Annotated in this window: 14 protein-coding genes; 7 read left to right on the top strand and 7 right to left on the bottom strand. The window is 64.9% G+C overall.

Features of this window, described 5'->3' with window-relative positions:
* Position 1: 1 nt before the first annotated feature.
* Complete coding sequence (locus tag H2052_RS12900; RefSeq protein WP_293782305.1) at positions 2-1,426, bottom strand: FAD-binding oxidoreductase; 1,425 nt, start codon at positions 1,424-1,426, stop codon at positions 2-4.
* Between the two features lie 321 nt (positions 1,427-1,747).
* Here H2052_RS12900 and H2052_RS12905 point away from each other — a divergent pair, with 321 nt between their 5' ends.
* From H2052_RS12905 to H2052_RS12920, 4 genes are all read left to right on the top strand, one after another.
* Positions 1,748-4,651, top strand: coding sequence for a TonB-dependent receptor (locus H2052_RS12905; protein ID WP_293782307.1), 2,904 nt, complete (start codon positions 1,748-1,750; stop codon positions 4,649-4,651).
* Between the two features lie 109 nt (positions 4,652-4,760).
* Positions 4,761-6,182 (top strand): sensor domain-containing diguanylate cyclase, encoded by a 1,422-nt coding sequence (locus H2052_RS12910; protein ID WP_293782309.1) that lies wholly within the window; start codon positions 4,761-4,763, stop codon positions 6,180-6,182.
* 109 nt (positions 6,183-6,291) lie between these two features.
* On the top strand, positions 6,292-7,686 hold the full coding sequence (locus tag H2052_RS12915; RefSeq protein ID WP_293782311.1) for a DEAD/DEAH box helicase: 1,395 nt from the start codon (positions 6,292-6,294) through the stop codon (positions 7,684-7,686).
* 139 nt (positions 7,687-7,825) lie between these two features.
* Complete coding sequence (locus H2052_RS12920) at positions 7,826-8,875, top strand: GGDEF domain-containing protein (RefSeq protein ID WP_293782313.1); 1,050 nt, start codon at positions 7,826-7,828, stop codon at positions 8,873-8,875.
* Between the two features lie 18 nt (positions 8,876-8,893).
* Here H2052_RS12920 and pip read toward each other — a convergent pair whose 3' ends face one another.
* The 4 genes from pip to H2052_RS12940 all read right to left on the bottom strand — a co-directional run bounded on the left by pip (position 8,894) and on the right by H2052_RS12940 (position 14,605).
* Positions 8,894-9,838: a prolyl aminopeptidase gene (gene pip, locus H2052_RS12925; RefSeq protein WP_293782315.1), complete on the bottom strand. Its 945-nt coding sequence runs from the start codon at positions 9,836-9,838 to the stop codon at positions 8,894-8,896.
* A 62-nt stretch (positions 9,839-9,900) separates the two neighbouring features.
* The gene (locus H2052_RS12930) at positions 9,901-11,709 is read right to left on the bottom strand and encodes a CocE/NonD family hydrolase (protein ID WP_293782317.1); all 1,809 of its coding nucleotides are present in this window, start codon (positions 11,707-11,709) and stop codon (positions 9,901-9,903) included.
* On the bottom strand, positions 11,709-13,070 hold the full coding sequence (locus H2052_RS12935) for an amino acid permease (protein ID WP_293782319.1): 1,362 nt from the start codon (positions 13,068-13,070) through the stop codon (positions 11,709-11,711). Before H2052_RS12935 ends, H2052_RS12930 begins: the two co-directional genes overlap by 1 nt.
* Positions 13,067-14,605: an AMP-binding protein gene (locus H2052_RS12940; protein ID WP_293782321.1), complete on the bottom strand. Its 1,539-nt coding sequence runs from the start codon at positions 14,603-14,605 to the stop codon at positions 13,067-13,069. The genes H2052_RS12935 and H2052_RS12940 overlap by 4 nt, the downstream gene beginning before the upstream one ends.
* 218 nt (positions 14,606-14,823) lie before the next feature.
* Here H2052_RS12940 and H2052_RS12945 point away from each other — a divergent pair, with 218 nt between their 5' ends.
* From H2052_RS12945 to H2052_RS12955, 3 genes are all read left to right on the top strand, one after another.
* Positions 14,824-15,423, top strand: a complete 600-nt coding sequence (locus tag H2052_RS12945; protein WP_293782323.1) for a TetR/AcrR family transcriptional regulator — start codon at positions 14,824-14,826, stop codon at positions 15,421-15,423.
* Between the two features lie 371 nt (positions 15,424-15,794).
* A complete protein-coding gene (locus H2052_RS12950; RefSeq protein ID WP_293782325.1) occupies positions 15,795-17,108 on the top strand; it encodes an Hsp70 family protein in 1,314 nt (437 codons plus the stop codon).
* The gene (locus H2052_RS12955) at positions 17,105-17,572 is read left to right on the top strand and encodes a GreA/GreB family elongation factor (RefSeq protein WP_293782327.1); all 468 of its coding nucleotides are present in this window, start codon (positions 17,105-17,107) and stop codon (positions 17,570-17,572) included. The genes H2052_RS12950 and H2052_RS12955 overlap by 4 nt, the downstream gene beginning before the upstream one ends.
* A gap of 221 nt (positions 17,573-17,793) precedes the next feature.
* Here H2052_RS12955 and H2052_RS12960 read toward each other — a convergent pair whose 3' ends face one another.
* Both H2052_RS12960 and H2052_RS12965 read right to left on the bottom strand, forming a co-directional pair.
* On the bottom strand, positions 17,794-18,777 hold the full coding sequence (locus H2052_RS12960) for an MBL fold metallo-hydrolase (protein ID WP_293782329.1): 984 nt from the start codon (positions 18,775-18,777) through the stop codon (positions 17,794-17,796).
* A complete protein-coding gene (locus H2052_RS12965; protein ID WP_293782331.1) occupies positions 18,774-19,151 on the bottom strand; it encodes a PaaI family thioesterase in 378 nt (125 codons plus the stop codon). Before H2052_RS12965 ends, H2052_RS12960 begins: the two co-directional genes overlap by 4 nt.
* Between the last annotated feature and the right edge of the window lie 2 nt (positions 19,152-19,153).

A 19,153-nucleotide genomic window follows, 5' to 3' on the forward strand; every position in this document is an offset into this window, starting at 1 on the left:
TTCAGACGAAGATCTTGCCCGGGTTCATGATGTCGTTGGGGTCCAGCGCGGCCTTCACCGCGCGCATCGCGGCGAGCTTCGCGGGGTTGCCGAGGCGCGCCAGCGTCTTCGCCTTCGACGTGCCGATGCCGTGCTCGGCGCTGATCGAGCCGCCGTACCGCGCGACGATGTCGTACACCTGCTCGCTGAGCTCATAGCGGCGCGCCATGAGTTCGGTGCGCGGGCCGGGTTCGGGCGTCTTGACGTTGTAGTGGACGTTGCCGTCGCCGAGGTGGCCGAACGCCATCACCTGCGTGCCGGGCCAAGCGGCCTCGATGATGCGTGTCGCCTCGTCCATGAAACGCGGCATGTCGGAGACGGGCACGGAGACGTCGTGCTTCACCGAAGGCCCGTCGAGTCGTTCGGCCTCGGGCAGCTCCTCGCGCAGACGCCAGAAGTCGAAGGCCTGCGTGCGATTCTCGGCAAGCGCGGCATCGAGCAGAAGCCCGTCCTCGAACGCAGCGGCAAGCGCGGTTTCAAGGGCCTGGCGCTGCGTTTCGCCGGCCATCGCCGAGGTCGCCTCGACAAGCACGTACCACGGATAGACGTCCGACAGCGGATCGCGCGCGCCGGGGATATGCTGCAGCACGAGATCGAGGCCGTGGCGGGGAATCAGCTCGAAGGAATCGACATTGTCGCCGGTCGCCGCCTTGAGACGGGCGAGCAGCGTGAGCGCCGCGTGCGGATCGGCGAGTGCGACGAAGGCGGTCGCCACCTCGCGCGGCGCGGGCACCAGCCTGAGCGACGCCGCGGTGACGAAGCCGAGCGTACCTTCGGCCCCGATCAGCAGCTGCTTGATGTCGTAGCCGGTGTTGTCCTTGCGGAGCGGCGTGAGCTGATCGAGGATGCTGCCGTCGGGCAGCACGGCTTCGAGGCCGATGACCTGCGCGCGCATGTTGCCGTAGCGCAGCACCTGCGTGCCGCCGGCGTTCGTGGAGATAAGACCGCCAACCGTCGCGGACCCCTTGGCGCCGAGCGAGAGCGGGAACATGCAGTCCGCATCCTCGGCGGCCTTGTGCAGCGTCTCCAGGATCACGCCGGCCTCGGCAACGACGGTGAAGCCCGGCGCATCGAGCGCGCGAATGCGGTTCATGCGCTCCATAGAGACGAGCACGGCGCGGCCGTCCGCCTCTGGAACGCCCGCGCCGACGAGACCGGTGTTGCCGCCCTGCGGAACCAGCGGCGTGCCGGTCTCGTTCGCGATCTTCACGATGCGCGCCAGCGTCTGCGTGTCGCGCGGCAGGAGGAGCAGGGGGGACACGCCCGTCTTCTGGTCGCGCCAATCAGTGAGCTTGGGGGCGAGACGATCGGGATCGTCGGACCAGCCGCCGGGTCCGGCAGCATCACGAAAGAGGTCGAGGACGGTGGTTTCGGGTTGGGTCGCCATGGCGGCGCCCGCTTTAAGGGAAACTGCGGCCCTACGGAAGCTGCAACGTTTTGCGGAATGCACCCTGCAAAAACCGATAGTCCGCCACGCCACAAGCGTTGCATTCGGGCAACGCTTCACTGTCAGCGGTGTCAGTATACCTGTCCAAAACCGGGGGGTGACGCGGCATCGCTGGACAAGCCCTTGAATCCGGGTTTCTATGCCGTTCGAGCGGTATAGGGGAGGCTATCGCTGTGATGAGCTGGGCCTCCCTCCGCGGTCCGACGCGCCAAACAAAAACAGGCGCGCGGATGCAACGGTAACCTTGGGAGGGTACTCGTCATGCAGTCACGTTTCCGCGCCCGTAGTGTCTTCGTTTCCAGCGCTTCGGCGCTTGCCGTCCTCATCGCCTCGCCCGCGCTCGCGCAGGTGACCGAACAGGACGACTCCGGCATCGAAACCATCATCGTCACCGCCCAGCGCCAGGCGGAATCGCTGCAGGATGTGCCGATCGCGGTCAGCGCCTTCTCCTCTCAGGCGATGGAACGCCAGCAGATCGAGAATTCGAGCGACCTCCAGCTCACGCTACCGAACGTTTCGTTCAGCAAGGGCAACTTCACCGCATCCAGCTTCACGATCCGCGGCATCGGGGACCTCTGCGTGGGCGTGACCTGCGACTCCGCGACCGCGATCCACGTCAACGATACGCCCCTGCTGCAGACCCGACTGTTCGAGACCGAATTCTTCGACATGGAGCGCATCGAAGTGCTGCGCGGCCCGCAGGGAACGCTCTTCGGCCGCAACGCGACCTCGGGCGTGGTCAACATCGTGACCGCCAAGCCCGACCTTACGGCTTTCAGTGCGGCGGGCGATGCCGAGTACGGCAATTTCAACGCCTACAAGCTGAAGGGCATGGTCAACGTGCCGCTCGGCGACACGCTCGGCATTCGGCTGGCCGGCTTCTATCTGAAGCGCGACGGCTACACCGAGAACCTTTACGACGGCAGCGACATCGACGACCGCGACATGTACGCGATCCGCGGCTCGCTGCGCTGGGAGCCGACCGATTCCACGACCATCGACCTGATGGCGTACTACTTCCGCGAGGACGACAACCGCGCCCGCATCCAGAAGCAGATGTGCCACCGCGACCCGACCGGTGTGCTCGGCTGTCTGCCCGACAGCCTGAAGTTCGAAACGCTGAATGGCAACGCGACGATCGCCTCGCTGCTGACCTCGCGCGAGCTGCTGACCGTGCAGGGCATCCCGTCCAGCTTTGGCCTCGGCAGCATCTATGGCCCCGACGTCTATGCCGGCTTCACCAACCCGGCCGACGTGCGCAAGGTGAACACCGATTTCACGCCGACCTACTTCACCGACGAGGAACAGTATCAGGCGCGCATCACGCAGGACATCGGCGCGTTCACCGCGCAGCTGACCGGTCTCTATCACAAGAGCACGGTCGATTCGATGCAGGACTACAACCTGTCCGTTCAGAACCGCGCCGGCTTCACGCCGGGCCTGACGGCGCTTTACGCCGGTGCGAACGGCCTGATTCCGCTGCCGCCGGGACTTCAGGCCTATCTCGCGCCTGTTGCCGCCGCGCTCATCCCGGATGGTCCGGGCGGCGTGCTCTGCACGTCGAACGCCGAACCCACGGGAACCGGCAGCTACGGCGGCCATTCGACCTGCGCGGCGACCCCACAGGACTTCGACCGCTCCGTGCAGACCAGCAAGGACTGGTCGATCGAAGGTATTCTCACCAGCAACTTCGACGGGCCGCTCAACTTCCTCGTCGGCGGCATATACGCCGACCTCAAGCTCTCCGAAAACAGCTACTACGTGAACGCCTTCGGCCTCGACTACGCGACCGGCATCCTCGGCGCGTTCAACGCCTATGCGAACGGTTTGCCGCCGAGCTATCTCGCGACGCCGTCGTACCGCAACAACACCGACTATTTCCGTCTGAAATCCTACGGCATCTTCGGTGAGGCCTATTACGAGTTCAGCGACCGCGCGAAGCTGACGGTGGGCCTGCGCTACAACAGCGACAAGAAGACCGTGCGGGCACGCACGACGCTTGCCAACTTCCTCGTGCCGCACGGCCTCGACAACGCCTACGACTCGCCGTTCGTCGGCTTGTTCGATGCCGATCCGGGCCTGGCGGGCAACCAGCTCTTCCAGAACCGCAAAGTCTCGTTCAGCGAGTGGACGGGCCGCGCGGTTTTCGATTTCAAGATCACCGACGACAATCTCATCTATGCGTCCTACTCGCGCGGCTACAAGTCGGGCGGCATCAACCCACCGCTGTCGCCGATCTTCGAGGTTTCGGACAGCTTCGAGCCGGAGTTCATCGACTCGTTCGAAATCGGCTCCAAGAACAGCTTCCTCGACGGCACGCTGCAGTTGAACCTCACGGCCTTCTACTACAAGTACAAGGCCCTGCAGCTCAGCCGCATCGTGGCGCGGACCTCGGTGAACGACAACGTCGATGCCGACATCTACGGCATCGAGGGCGACGCCATCCTGAGCCCGACGCGGGGCCTGCTGTTCAACATCGGGTTCAGCTACCTGCACACCAAGGTTTCGAGCGACAAGTTCCTCTCGAACCCGCGCGATCCTTCGGGCGGACGCTCCGATGCGGTGATCATCAAGGACATCTCGAACGGTTCGAACTGCGCGGTCGTGCCGAATGTCGCAGGCAACGTCGCCGCTGTTAACGGCTTCGTCTCCGCGGTGAACGCGGGCCTCGGTCTTGCCGGCCCAACGTCGTTCGGTCCCAATAGCGGCCTCTCCGCAACGGGTGCGTTCAGCATCTGCTCGGTGCTCGCCGCCAATGCGGGCGCCAACTTCACGGTCGAAAGCGCGGGCATCCCCGTCAACATCAAGGGCAATAAGCTGCCACAGGCGCCGAACTACAAGTTCTCGGTGGGCGCCCAGTATACGGCGGACTTCGACAACGGCATGTCGCTCGTCCCCCGCGTCGACCTGACCTACACGGGCGACAGCTACGGCAATATCTTCAATGGCCCAGTCAACAAGGTGTCTGGCTACGCGCAGATCAACGCCCAGCTGCAGCTGAACGGCGCGAACGACCGCTGGTACATACGGGGTTTCGTCCAGAACCTTCTGGACAACAACGCCACCACCGGCCTCTACGTGACCGATGCCTCCTCGGGCCTCTTCACCAACGTCTTCACGCTGGAGCCGCGCCGCTACGGCGTGGGCGCCGGCTTCAAGTTCTAGGATAGAGGTTCACACAGGGATGCAGGCGGAACTTCGGTTCCGCCTGCATTTTTTGTAAAGGCTTAATTCAGGTTCCGCGCTATATCGCGCCCTAAACGGGCGGGGACTCATGCTGAATCAAGGCTTCTACATGACCGAGAAGCGCGCGGTGCGGGCGAAAGGTCCGTTCACCACGGGCCCGCTCGTCATCGGCCTTGCGCATTTCGTCGTCGCGCTCATCAACATCCGCCTGACCGGTTGGTCGGTCGGCATGGCGACGGTGTGGGCGGCGAACGCGCTGGTGCTCGCCGTACTGCTCGTCGTGCCGACGCGGCGCTGGACCCCCTATGTGATTTCGGTCTGGATCGCGGGGTTCGCTGCCAACCTTCTGGGCGGCTATCCCGCTTTCGCCGCCGCGCCCTTCGCCGCGCTCAACATCGCCGAAGCCGCCCTCGCCGCCCTCCTCACCAGGCGCCTTATCGGCGGCCCACTGCAGCTCGAGCATCCTGACCATCTGCTGAAGTTCATCGGTTCATCAATCATCGCCGCCGCCTTTTCGGCATCGTTCAGCGCACCGTTCATGTCCGCAGCTGTGGACGAGGCGATGGGGCGCAGCTGGCTGTCGTGGTTTGCCTCCGACACCCTCGGGCTGCTGCTGGTGACACCGATCCTGCTCATCGTCTTCGCGATCTGGTCCGGGAAACGCTCGTTCCTGCAAGGCCGCAGCGTGGTCGAGGCCGCAGCGCTATTCGCCCTCGTGACTGGGCTCAGCATCCTTGTGTTCGCGCAGACGCGCTGGCCGATGCTGTTCCTGTTGCTGCCGCCGATGCTGCTGACGACCTTCCGCCTGCGCTCGGCAGGCGCCACGGTCGCGATCGTCACGGTCGCGTGCATCGGCTCCTACTTCACGACCATCGGCTCCGGGCCGATCGCGCTGATGCCCGGCGATCTTGCGGACCGGATCTATTTCTTCCAGTTCTTCCTCGCCGTCGCCTTTCTCCCCGCGCTTCCGGTCGCTGCCGTGCTGGATGAGCGCGACGCGCTCGCCGCGATTGCCGAACGACAGGCCTCGACCGACGAACTGACAGGCACGGCCTCCCGCCGCATGTTCCTCGCCCGGCTCGAAGCGGCGGGCGAGGCCGCGAACGCGAACGGTACGGCGTTTTCGGTCGCGCTGTTCGATGTCGACCACTTCAAGTCCGTGAACGACCGCTTCGGCCACGATGTCGGTGATGCTGTGCTGCGCCATGTCGGCGCGCTTGCGATGGCCATCGTCGGGCGCCATGGTTTGGTCGGACGGCTTGGCGGCGAGGAATTCGCGGTGCTGATGCCCGGCCGCAGCCTCGATCAGGCGGCAGGCCTGTGCGAGGCACTGCGCAAGGCCTGCTCCGACACGGACGACATGCCCGAAGGCGTCGTGCCAGTGACGATCAGCGTTGGCGTGGCGGCGCTGGCGCGAGGACGAGTACCCGCAGACGTGCTGAAAGACGCCGACGCGGCGATGTATCTTGCCAAGTCGAGCGGCCGCGACCGGGTGCAGATCGTCCGCTGAGAACGCGACCCCTTGTCGCTGCGTCGCGCAGTTTCCTTGACATTTGGCGGGGAAGCGCCAAAAGCGCGGCGCAAGGCATTCTGTTAACGCCTGCACAAGGTCATTGAATTTGAGCTTTCACGCCCTCGGCCTTTCGGACGAGCTTCTCGCGGCTGTTGAAGACAGCGGCTACACCGAGCCTACCGCCATTCAGCGGCAAGCGATTCCGCTTGTTCTGATGGGCCGCGACATCATCGGCGTTGCGCAGACCGGCACCGGCAAGACCGCCTCTTTCGTGCTGCCGATGATCGACATCCTCGCCCACGGCCGCGGCCGCGCCCGGATGCCGCGTTCGCTGATCATCGCGCCGACGCGCGAACTTGCCGATCAGGTGGCGCAGAACTTCCTGAAATACGGCAAGAACCACAATCTTTCGATGGCGCTGCTGATCGGCGGCGTCGGCTTCGGCGATCAGGACAAGGCACTGGAAAAGGGCGTCGACGTCCTGATTGCGACCCCCGGCCGCCTGCTCGACCAGTTCGAGCGCGGCAAGATCCTGCTGTCGGGCGTCGACATTCTCGTCATCGACGAGGCCGACCGGATGCTCGACATGGGCTTCATCCCCGATGTGGAGCGCATCTGCTCGCTGCTCGGCCCGAACCGGCAGAGCCTGCTGTTCTCCGCCACCATGGCGCCGCCGATCAAGAAGCTCGCCGACCGATTCCTGAACGACCCGCGCATGATCGAGGTGGAACGGCAATCGAGTACCAACGCCAACATCGCGCAGTCGCTGCTGATGACCGGCGCGCGCGAGAAGAAGCAGGCGCTCCGCGAACTGCTGCGCGCCGACGAGGTGACGAGCGCGATCGTCTTTTGCAATCGCAAGCGCGACGTGAAGGAACTAGTCGATTCGCTGAAGCGCGACGGCTTCCGCGCCGGGCAGATTCACGGCGATATGGAGCAGCGCGACCGCCTGTCGACGCTGGAGGACTTCAAGGCCGATCGCATCTCGATCCTCGTCGCCTCCGATGTCGCCGCCCGGGGCCTCGACATCAAGGGCGTCAGCCACGTCTTCAACTTCGACGTGCCCTTTAACGCCGAGGACTATGTGCACCGCATTGGCCGCACCGGCCGCGCCGGCAAGACCGGCATCGCCGTCACGCTTGTCACGCCTGCTGACGCCGAGCTGATCGCCGACATTGAGAAGCTGATCGGCGCCCGTATCGAACGCCGCGGCGCGGTGCCGCAGCAGCCCGCCGTCGCAGACAAAAGCGCCGACAAGTGTGCAGACAAGGGCACGGATGGGGGCAAGGATGCCCGTCCGGCAAGCAGCCGCCCGCGAGGCGGAAAACGCACCAGGGGCGGCGGACGGCCACCCGAAGCGGCGCGCACAGAACCGTCACCCCGGCAAGAGCCCGAGAGAGCGCCCAAGGCGGCTCCGCGTCCGGTCCGCGAGGAGGAAACGGACGATGGCGGCTGGAACGGTCCCCTTCCCGACTTCCTTTCTGTATCCGCGCGCGGCTGATTTCTTCTTACTTTTCGGAAATTTTAACCAGAGCCTGCCATAGGTTACGGCGAATGGGCCGGTCGGCGGTGTTTCCGTGTGCCGAAATGGGCACGGAAAGCCGCAGAAAAGGTCTCAGGGGACATTCGGCGGGCGATAAATGACAGATTCGGGCCAGATTTTCGAGGATATCCGCCAGCACATGGAGGCTGGAGGGATTTCGCCGACGCCCGCAAACTACGAATTCTGGTATCGCTACGTCACGGGCTCAGACCCCGAGCTGCGCGTTGCTGTGGACGCAGTGATGCAGACGGTCGGCCGTGTTTCGACGCGCGCGATGCACAACATCCGCCGCGAACTCTACGGCGCCTCGATGCCGTCCGACCTCAGCACGCTCATCGACCAGACGCAGACGCAGTTGAAGCGCATGGCGCACTTCGTCGAGGAAACCGGCGGCGACGCCAAGGATTACAGCCGCACACTGCGTGAAAGCTCCGACAGCATCAACGCCGCCGCCGACATCGACACACAGCGCGCATTGCTTGCCGACCTTGTCGCTGCCACGAGCGCGATGATCGACAAGACAGAACGACTGGAAGCGCAGCTTGCGATCTCCGGGCAGGAAATCAACATCCTGAAACAGGATCTGGAAACGGCGCGCACCGAAAGCCGCACCGATCCGCTGACTGGCCTTTCGAATCGCAAGGCGTTCACCTCATATCTCGAAGCACAGGCGGGCCGGGCACTCGCCGACCGCAAGCCGCTCTGCGTCGCCTTCTGCGACATCGACCACTTCAAACAGTTCAACGATACGTGGGGCCACCGCATGGGCGACGAGGTGCTGCGCCTTGTCGGCCAGAGCCTCGAACAGCTTTCGCACGGTGTCGGCTACCCCGCGCGCTTCGGCGGCGAGGAGTTCGTGATCGTGTTGCCGGGCAAGACGCTGCAGGCCGCACACGACATCTGCGAGCAGATTCGCGACTACATTTCGTCGCGCAGCGTCCGCGCCAAGAACAGCAACAAGGAAGTGGGGCGCATCACCCTGTCGCTCGGCATCTCGCAGCTGCGCTGGAACGACACGGTCGACACACTTGTCGAGCGCGCCGACATGGCGCTCTACCGGGCGAAGGCGACCGGCCGCAACCGCGTGGTGGGCGAGGACGAACTCGAAGCCGCCGCTGCGCCCAAGGCCGCCGCGCACGCCGCCTGAACGGCACCGAGCCGCGTCTCAGCCGTTTCTGAAACGATCCGTTTCTTCGATCAGCCGGTGCAGGATTCCCGGCTCCGAATAGGCATGACCGGCGCCCTCCACGAGATGGAACGCCGCATCGGGCCACGCCTTGTGGAGCGCCCAGGCGTAGCGCGCAGGGCACGGCATGTCGTAGCGGCCATGCACGATCGCACCGGGAATGCCGCGAAGCCGATCCGCATTGTTCAGCAGCTGGCCATCCTCAAGCCATGCGCCGTGGTGGAAATAGTGGTTCTCGATACGCGCGAACGCGAGCGCATAGTGACCGTCGGCAAACGATTCGGAGAGCGCCGGGTCGGGAAGCAATGTGACCGTCTCGCCCTCCCAGATGCTCCACGCCTTCGCCGCGGCGAGCTTTGCCGCCTCGTCGTCTCCGGTGAGCAGGCGGCGATAGGCGCCGATCATGTCGCCGCGCTCCGCCTCGGGCACCGGGGCGACGAAACGCTCCCACTTGTCCGGGAACATCTCGGAGACGCCGAACTGGTAGTACCATTCGAGTTCCGGCCGCGTGCACATGTAGATGCCGCGCAGAATGAGCGCGCTGACGCGTTCAGGGTGGGTTTCCGCATAAGCAAGCCCGAGGGTGGAGCCCCACGAACCGCCGAACACCAGCCACTTGTCGACGCCGACCATGATGCGCAGCCGCTCGATATCGGCAACGAGGTGCCACGTCGTGTTCGCCTCCAGCGACGCATAGGGCAGCGACCGGCCGCAGCCGCGCTGATCGAACAGCATCACGTCGTAGACGTCGGGATCGAACAGACGCCGGTGCGCGGGCGAAAAGCCGCCCCCCGGCCCACCGTGCAGGAACACCGCAGGTTTGCCGCCGGGCTTGCCCGCGCGCTCGTAGTAGACCTGATGCCCATCGCCCACGTCGAGCAGCCCCGTCTCGTAGGGCTCGATCTCCGGATACAATGTCCTCATCGCCCGCTTCCTTTCGTCTGGCGGGAAGCGATGCCGCATTGCCGGCACAACGACAAATGCCTTTAGCGCCAGGGGCGCAGCGGTACAGTGATTGCGCTCGCGGCATCGGCGCCGAGCGACACGCGGAACCGCTCCGGCCCTTGCTCGGGATAACGGCGGAAGACGTCCGCGTCGGCGCCTGCGATGGCAACCCGCAGGCGGTGCCCACTGCGGATGAGCGCCGCGGTGGGGTTGAGCGCGAATTCGATGCGCATCGTCTCACCAGGTACGACAGGGAGCGCGTCGGCGCGACGGAAGCTGTGGGGGGCCGGGCCCTGATCGTAGGGCAGGGTGGCGGGATCGGCGGACGCGCGGTGGATGGCGCGGAGCTGGCCTTCGGTGATGTACGTCACGCGGCCATCGGGTGCGACGTCCTCCAGATAGACGAAGAAGACCGGATCATTCGACTGGGCGGCGGCGAAGAGTTCGATGACCGGCGTGCCTGCCAGCTCCGTGTCTGCCTCGAACGGCGCGCTGTCGAAGACGAGGAGCTTCGCATCCGCTTCGCGGCGATCGGGGTAGAGGGGCGGGGCGCCGAACTGGGTGGACCAGCGCGTGTTCTTGCCGGTGCCGGCGGTGAAGTTGACGATGTAGTCGACGGCGGCCTTGTTCGCGGGGGGGCGGGGCTGGAGCGTTCCTTTCGCGAAGTAGAAGCGTGTTTCTGAGACGCCGAGGGGCGGCCAGACCCTGGTGTCGCGGAAGGTATCGGCGCCGAGCACGTAGTAACGGATGTTGCGCGTGACGGGCTTGCGCGCGCGGACGCGGTCCATGAAATCGAAGACGGCGGCGAACTGGGCGTCGCGGGTGGGCACCGGGGCGACGCGATCGGGGAAGAAGGGATCGGCGCTGCGGTCGTGGCCGTGGTTGTTGGCGGTGATGACGATCTCGACGGGCGCGTCGGGCGTCGAATGGAAGCGTGTGAGCGCCGCCTGCGCCGTGGTCGCATCCATCCACGAGCCCCAGATCATCACCGGCTTGTTTTCGCGGATGAGCCCGGCAAGCTCGCTTGCGGGCGAGAAGTCGAGCATCGAATGGCCGTTGCCGCCCTTGTCGTCGCGGAAGGGGGCGTTCACGTAGTCTTCGGGCGTCCAGTGCCGGCGGCCATCGAGCGCCTGCCGCAGCAGCGTGAAATCCCTGTCGCCATCGACCGGCTGGATATCGGGGAAGAGCCCCGGGCAATCCTCCACCCGCAGGCGGCAATCGAGCGCGTCGTTTCGGGGCGAGCGGCCGAGATCGACCTTCAGCGTGTAATTGCCCCACGTGTAGAGCAGGAAATTGTTCTGCACGCCGCCGGGCAGGAAACCCTGCAGATAGGCATCGAAATCCATCTGGCGCGGGACCGAAGCGATGAGCGCGGGCGCGGGGCGGCTCGCGGCGAAATCGGCGGTGTCCGCCATGTAGGAAATGCCGTAGCCGATCACCTTCCCGTCGGACCAATTGCGCGCGGCGAGATGCGCGATGATCTCGTCCATGTCGGCGCGCTCATCCGGCCCCATCTCGACGTCGCGCGGACCGAACGACGCCGTCGAGCCGCGCGTGTCGACGACGGCGACGACGTAGCCGCGCGCAAGGAACATCTCGATATCCGTCGGCGAACCGCCCCTGCGCGCTTCGACGGCGCGGCCATAGCGCGTCTGAATGAGGATCGTCGTCGCCTTGGTGGTGGGCGGCTTGCCGCCGGGAAAATGCAGGCTGAGCGCGACGCGCACGCCGTCGCGCATGGGGAGATAATAAGACTGATCGCTCCAGCCCGCAGGGCGGGGTGTCGGCGCCGACGCGGCACAAGCGCCGAGCAGGCACAAAGCGATGAGTGCGGCGAGGCGACGTGCCATCAGAATCCCCTTTCCTTCCGCGCGCGGGCGAATGCCCACATCGCCGCGCCGAGACCTGCCCAGAGCGCGAGCGCGGCGGCTTCGGGCAGGCGTTCGCCCACATTCGCAAGGATCGTCCACGCCGAATAGCTGGCGACACCGCCGAGCGCGAGCGCCCCCACCCATGCCGCGAACACCGGAAAGCGGCTGCCGCCCGCGCCGCGCCGAAGCGCAAGGCTCGACAGGCAGGCGCCGATGAAGGCGACCGCGAATCCCATCGCGCCGATCTGCACCAGCGGCTCGATAAACGCGCGGCCCATGAGGCCGCCAAGGAGCGCGATCACGCCGACGAACTCGACGGCAATCGACGGCGTGCCGTTCTTCGGATGCACGCGCGCAAGCGCCGAGGGCAGCGCGCCGTCCCGCGCGAGCGCATAGAGCAGCCGCGAGGCCGCGAACATCGCCGCGTTCCAAGCGCTGAGCAACGCGACGACACCCGCGACGAGCACGATACGCCCGCCCCACGGGCCTGCCACCGCCTCCATCGCCGCCACCACCGGAAGCTCCGCGCCATCGAGCACGCCGCGCGGTGCGGCAAAGGCGGTCGCGGTGATGACTGAGACGTAGAAGAGCGTCGTCAGCAGGATCACCATGCCGAGCAACCCAGCGAGCGCGCGTGCCCCCGGGCGCTCGCGCGCCTCGCCGAGCGCCTGCGGCAGCGCGTTGAAGCCGCAGAACCACGCGGGGACCATGACGAGCACGGCAAGCACACCGTGCCACGGCGTCTCCGCGGGCAGGAACGCGGGCTGAAGATTGGCAGGCGCGCCGCCCGCGAAACCGATCGCGACGAAGCCGAAGCTGAGCAGCACCTTGCCGACCGTGACCGCCACCTGCACGCGCGCCGATTCGCGCGCGCCGAATTGGTTGATCGCGGTGAAGAACAGCGCGCCCCCGATGATGACGGCAAGATCGAGCAGGCGCACCGGCACGCCGACCGCCGTGTAGAGCGTCGGCCCGGTGAAATCCGGCATGAGCACCCCAAGCAGCCACGCCAGCGCTAGCCCTTCGAAGCCGCAGATGCCGACATAGCCGAGAAGTGCAGCCCAGCCGACGACGAACCCCCAGCCGCGCCCGAACGCCATCGAAACGTAGCCGTACTCTCCGTTCGCTTCCGGCGCGCGCACGGCGGCTTCGGCATAGCAGAGCGCGACGAGGCCCATCACCGCGCCGCCGATGAGGAACGCGAGCGCTGCGCCGAGCGGCCCCGCGCGCGCGATCCAGCCGCCGGTGACGACGATCCAGCCGACGCCGATCGTCGTGCCCATGCCGATCGCCGCCAGCTGCATGGGCGTGAGCGTTCGGCGAAGGCGGGGCGCGCTCATCCGCGCGTTTCCGCGAACAGGCGTTTCAGCGCGGGCTTGTCGATCTTTTCGGTCGGCGTTTTCGGCAGTGCATCCATGAACAGCACATGCTCCGGCACCATGTAGCGCGCCATGCGGCCTTCGCAGTAGGCGCGCAGTTCGCCGTCCGCGAGCGCCGCGCCGGGGCGAAGCACGACCGCGACGGCGACATCCTCCTCGGTTGCGGGGCTCGGCACGCCGAACGCCGCCGCTTCGAACACGGCAGGATGCGTTTCGATGCCGCGCTCGATTTCGAGCGCCGACATGTTTTCGCCGCGGCGGCGGATGATGTCCTTCTTCCGGCCCGCGAAATAGAGATTACCCGCCGCATCGAGTTTCCCGAGATCGCCGGTGTAGTACCAGCCATCACGGATCAGTTCCGCGTTCACTTCCGGCATACCGAGATAGCCGCTGAACATCAGCGTCGGATCGTGCGGCCGTGTGACGATCTCCCCGACTTCGCCAGTCGTGACCGGATTCCCGGCATCATCCAGCAATCGCAATTCGAACTCCGGCGCCACGCGCCCGCAGCTGCCCTTGGGATAGGTTTCGCCGATGGTCTGGAAGACGCAAACGCCGCCTTCGGTGCTGCCATAGCCCTCGTAGAGCGGGAAGCCGAAGCGGGCTTCGAAATCCGCGCGAAATTCGGGCATCGGGAGCCCCCACGCAAGGCGCACGCGATGGTCGCGGTCGCGCGGGTCCGGCGCGCGCTGGTAGAGGAAGGTGAGCGTCGAGCCCATGAAATCGAACATGGTGGCGTCGAACGCGCGGATATCATCCCAGAAACGCGAGACACTGAAACGTTCGCCGAGCGCGGCCGTCGCACCCGTGACAAGCGATCCCATCACCGTGCCGATGGTCGCGTCCCAATGATAGAGCGGGAACGGGCAGTAAACGACGTCGCTCTCCTTCAGATCGAAGTAGCGCGCGGTGAGCCGCGCCTGTCCGACGAGATAGCCGTGACTGAGCTGCACGGGCTTCGACACGCCCGTCGAGCCCGACGTGAACTGGATCATGGCGATCGCCGTGCGCGCCACATCGGCGCGGGGCGCAGGCGCCGGCGCGATGTCTTCAAGCGTGCGAAAGCGCACGGCGCCGACATCGTGTGTCGAAGCGCCTGAAACGACCACATCCCGGACAACGGGAACCTCGGGGAGAACGCCCGTGATCAGATCGACATAAGCCGGATCGATGAGGATCAGCCGCGCGCGCGTGGCGTTCAGCGCGGCGACGAGCTGCGCGCCGCGGAATTCGGTGTTGATCGGCGCCCACACCGCACCCAGCCGCATGAGCGCGAACCATATCGCGGCGGCGGTGATGCCGTTCGGAAAGAAGGTCGGCACGATGTCGCCGGGGCAGACACCGGCGGCGTGCAGCCGACCGGCCGTCGCTTCGACAAGCGCGCGAAATGCCGCGTAGCTGGCGCGTCCGCTGTGGAAGCGCAGAAAATCCTTGTCGGCGTGCGTTCTCGCCCGCGCGTCCAGCAGATCCCAGGCCAACGGATCGGTGCTCTCCATCAGAGCAGCCCGTCGGTGCGGCAATCATCAAGCGCCTCGATAAAGGCGCCGGTCGCGCGGTCGATCATCGCGTCGTCGTGGGCGTTCGAAATCACCAGCCCCTCCCTGCTGTACGCTGGAAATCCCGACATGGATCGTGTCTAATTTCTCATTCGCGTATACAATCGTATATAGCGACGATATACGTCTGTATAGTCCCGTTTTGAAGGAACGCGATTGTGAGTCAGGTCGAGGCGCAGGGCCGCCGCCAGCTTCTGAAGGCCGGCATGAAGCTGTTCGCCGAGCGCGGCTTCGCCGCCGTCGGCCTGCGCGAGATCGCGGCGGCGGCGGGTGTCTCGCTTGGATTGGTCCGTACCCATTTCGGATCGAAGGACGGCCTGAGGGAGGCGATCGACGCCCATGTGCTCGAGGAGATTCGCGCGCTTTACGCTGCCGTTCTGGAGCATTCCTCCGTCGAAGCGCTCGAACGGGCGGTCGAGGACGCGCTCGACTGGATCCCGCGCGACCACGACGCGCTCATGTACGCGCGCATGTCGCTGATGGAGCGCACCCCGGGCAGCCAGGCGCTGTTCGACGAGATGCTGGCGGTGATGCGCCAGTTCATCGACAACAATGCAAGGCTCGGCTTCCTGCAGCCGGACGTCGACCGCGAATGGGCCGCGATCTACATGGTGTTCGACTTCATCGGCCCCGCCGTCATCGAACCCTTCGCGGCGCACGCGCTTGGCCAATCCATGTACGCAAAGCCGATGATTGCAAGGCGCAACGCCTTCATGATCCGCCTGTTCACACGCGGCTTTCTGAAGCGCGAGGGATAATCGCCCGTGAGAAAAGTGGTGCGGGGACGGAATCAAAAAGGGAAAATTTTCGCTTATTTTTCCGTTTGTTATTCATGTACCGTTGGCGCTTTGTACCGACAAATGTACCGTCAGATGCTTCGCGTTCAATGTGATTCCCCAAACCGGTATCTTTTTGCACTCTTTGGTTGGAGCCCGACGGCGCTTTATTCGTGTTACGCACCTCCAACGCAGAACGCGAGGCATCCGTCTGAGCGGTCGTAATGGGGTCAGTGGCGTCCGAGAACCCTCCTTCGCTTCATGCGCCTTTTGATCGACGCCCCCCAAGGCATGGTTGTCCTGTGCGCGTGGTCCTGCCATAGCCGCCGGCCGCTCGCTGGAAAGGAAATGCAGTGCCCGCCGCCAAAGCCAGTGCCATCGGCATCGACTTCGGCACCACCAATTCGGTGGTCGCGCGCGCCAATGGCGAGGGAGCGGCTGATCTTGTCCGCTTCGCGGCGCCCGATGGGTTATCGAGCGTGTTCCGCTCCGCACTGTGCTTCTGGCAGGACGAGGATGCGCGCGGCGGGCTCGCGCATGAAGCCGGGCCATGGGCCATTGCCGAGTTCCTCGAGTTCCCGCAAGGCTCGCGCTTCCTGCAATCGTTCAAGTCGGTCGCCGCCAACCCCAATTTCGAACAGGCGAGCGTGTTCGAGGCGCGGATGCGTTTCGAACAGTTGGGGCAGATTTTCCTGTCTCACCTGCGTGCCCACGGCGGCGATCCGCTTGCCGACCTGCCGGAGCGCATCGTCGTTGGCCGCCCGGTGCGCTATGTCGGCGCGCGGCCCGATCCGGCGCTCGCGCGAACGCGCTACGACGCGATGTTCGAAGCCCTCGGCCGCCCGGTCCACTACGTTTACGAGCCGCTTGCCGCGGCCTACAGCTTCGCCTCCCGGCTGAACGCGCCCGCCACGCTGCTGGTGGCGGACTTCGGCGGCGGCACCAGCGACTTCTCGATCGTCCGCGTCGCGCCCGATGCGGCGCAGCGGTGCGTGCCGCTGGGGGCGGCGGGGATCGGTATTGCCGGTGACCGCTTCGACTACCGGATCATGGACCATCTGGTCCTGCCGCTGCTCGGAAAGGGCGGCCGGTATCGCTCCTTCGACAAGGTGCTGGAGATTCCCGCGGGCCATTTCACGGATTTCGGGGACTGGTCGCGGCTCGCGCTCATGCGGAACCGCAGAACGCTCGACGAACTGGCGCGGCTTAGGCGCGCGGCGCTCGATCCGGCCGCAATCGGCCGCATGATCGCGGTGGTCGAACACGAGCTCGGCCACGGGCTTTACGAGGCGGTCGGCAAGCTGAAACGGGCGCTGTCGGCCCAGGACCATGCGGTTTTCAGTTTTGAAAGCGCCGACCTGACGATCAACACCGAGGTTGCGCGCGCCGACTTCGAACGCTGGATCGCACCCGACCTCGCGCGCATCGCCGAAACGGTGGACAGTGCGCTTGCCACCGCGCACCTCACCCCTGCCGATATCGACCACGTCTTTCTGACCGGCGGTTCCTCGCTGATCCCGGCGGTGCGCCGGTTGTTCGCCGAGCGCTTCGGGGAAAGTCGTCTTGCCGGCGGCGAGGAACTCACCTCGATCGCGCATGGGCTTGCACTCATCGGCGGGGCACCCGACATCGCGGACTGGATCGCGCCAGAGGAGAGCGGAGCATGAGTGTCGCCTTTCGCCGCGAAAGCGATGACGAACATCTCGAACCGAAGTTCGAGCTGCCGATCCCGCCGGGACCGAACCTTGTGACCTTGCGCGGTCAGGCACAGATACGCGCGCGGGTCGCGGAGCTGGAAGCCGTGCTGCAGGGCCTCAGCGACGAAGACGCGATCAAGGCGACGCGGCGCGACCTACGTTACTGGCGCAATCGGCAGGCCACCATGCAACTGATGGAAGATGCGGACAGCGCCCGCGTGGCCTTTGGCTCCACCGTCACCTTCCGGCTGAACGGCACCGAGCGTACCGTCACCGTCGTCGGACACGATGAGGCGGACCCGGCCGCCGGGTTCCTCTCCTTCTCCGCCCCGCTCAGCCGCGCGCTGATGGGCGCCGAGCCTGGAGATATACTAGACTTCGCAAACACGAGCGATGCCATCGAAGTGATCTCTGTTCGCGTCCTGGAGATTTGAGACGGTAGTACCTTTCCGCCCCGATTGGGAACACTCGCTATCGTTGCACGGCCGGAATCCAATAAACGCAATTTCTCTGAATACTTCAATTAGATGAAAATTCGTACCGCGCATGGCGAACCGTCAGGATGGACGTGATCAATGCGATTCCCAAGGTGTGCATTTTTCATGCCCACTGTCTTCCGTTCGAATGCTTAGTCATCGCGCATATCGCACGTGCCTCAATGCCTTTGCATGTCGCTGGAAACAATGGTGGGGCCAGAGTAATTCCTAGCTATATCAGATAAATAGTCGAGAACGTCCTCGTCGCGCGTACCTGCTAAATGCGTCACGATCACCGCGCCGACCCGTGCACGGCTTGCCATTTTGCCGACTTCGGCAGGAACCAGGTGCTGCTTCTCGAAGTGTTCAGCCATGTGGACTTTGATATGCGGAGGCAGGTTGCGCGCGAACGCTTCCAGCTTTTTCAGCGTGTTCGGCAGATCGATCATTTCCGCGACGAGCACGTCTGCGCCATATGCGAGTTTTTCAACCGCGGAGGATGGACCTGTGTCGCCGGTGAAGACGATTGACCTGGCGGGTAGATCAAATCTGTACGACAGCGATTGATGCTTCTGATGATCAGCGCTGCCCGGATCGAAGCTGTAGTGACTGTTGAGCGCCACCGTTATCGTGGCACCGTTCAGTTTTACGACCGAACCGTCCGTTAGCTCCACGACATCGATATTCTGCGCGGGGGAAATGAAACGTTCGCCCGGTACGCCGTAGCGCGCCTCAGCACTCGGTCCCATGGCCGCAAGAAGCGCATTCACGATCGTCGTCGTGCCGCGTGGACCGTAAATTGTGAGAGGGCCTTGCGTATCAAGCTGGAAACGCAGGCCAAGCACCGCGAAAAGACCACCGATATGATCGAAGTGATGATGCGTGAGGAATATCGCTCGGAGTGAAGGAAAGCCCGCGCCTGCTGCAGCCATGCGCTCCGCGGCGCCATCCCCGCAGTCGATCAGGAACGAAGCCGAACCATTGGTCAGCAGATTTCCCGGCTGTCCCCGCACCGGGTTCGGAAGCGGGCCGCCGACCGTTCCCAGCGTGACCAGTTCGAAGGGGGGTGTTACCGTGGCATCCGCCGAAGCCGGAAACGTCCATCCCGCTACCATCGAGAGAGCGATAAATAGTCCTCGTATGTTGCGGCAGCCCGTCTTCATTTCACTTTCTCCCCATTACCGTTTCTCATCATCGTGGCGGATGCCGTGGCGAGCAGCCGCTCGTCGCTCTTGATGCGCGCCTCCGTATAGACAAGCCGCCGCCCCAAAGACACAATTCTGCCCCGTGCAGCGATTGTTCCTGATGTGAAAGGACGCAGGAAGTTCGCCTTGAGCTCCACGGTCTGCACCGGCTCGTTTTCGAGGGCACTCATTGCGACACGGGCCATGGCAACGTCTGCAAGCGCGAGAAAGACGCCGCCATGAACAGATCCGAGATCGTGGTGGTGGCGCTCTTCAACGTCGAGCGTCACCATGAACTCCTCCCCTTCTCTGCCGATTATGCGTAGTCCCACCAGCGCATTGAAGCCGCTCATCT

The organism is Sphingosinicella sp. (assembly GCF_013911755.1).
Classification (GTDB): domain Bacteria; phylum Pseudomonadota; class Alphaproteobacteria; order Sphingomonadales; family Sphingomonadaceae; genus Sphingosinicella.

Bases quoted from the DNA above. Each gene is read 5' to 3' on its own strand.
- H2052_RS12900 (WP_293782305.1), bottom strand. From the start codon at position 1,426: ATGGCGACCCAACCCGAAACCACCGTCCTCGACCTCTTTCGTGATGCT.
- H2052_RS12905 (WP_293782307.1), top strand. From the start codon at position 1,748: ATGCAGTCACGTTTCCGCGCCCGTAGTGTCTTCGTTTCCAGCGCTTCG.
- H2052_RS12910 (WP_293782309.1), top strand. From the start codon at position 4,761: ATGCTGAATCAAGGCTTCTACATGACCGAGAAGCGCGCGGTGCGGGCG.
- H2052_RS12920 (WP_293782313.1), top strand. From the start codon at position 7,826: ATGACAGATTCGGGCCAGATTTTCGAGGATATCCGCCAGCACATGGAG.
- pip (WP_293782315.1), bottom strand. From the start codon at position 9,838: ATGAGGACATTGTATCCGGAGATCGAGCCCTACGAGACGGGGCTGCTC.
- H2052_RS12930 (WP_293782317.1), bottom strand. From the start codon at position 11,709: ATGGCACGTCGCCTCGCCGCACTCATCGCTTTGTGCCTGCTCGGCGCT.
- H2052_RS12935 (WP_293782319.1), bottom strand. From the start codon at position 13,070: ATGAGCGCGCCCCGCCTTCGCCGAACGCTCACGCCCATGCAGCTGGCG.
- H2052_RS12940 (WP_293782321.1), bottom strand. From the start codon at position 14,605: ATGGAGAGCACCGATCCGTTGGCCTGGGATCTGCTGGACGCGCGGGCG.
- H2052_RS12955 (WP_293782327.1), top strand. From the start codon at position 17,105: ATGAGTGTCGCCTTTCGCCGCGAAAGCGATGACGAACATCTCGAACCG.
- H2052_RS12960 (WP_293782329.1), bottom strand. From the start codon at position 18,777: ATGAAGACGGGCTGCCGCAACATACGAGGACTATTTATCGCTCTCTCG.
- H2052_RS12965 (WP_293782331.1), bottom strand. From the start codon at position 19,151: ATGAGCGGCTTCAATGCGCTGGTGGGACTACGCATAATCGGCAGAGAA.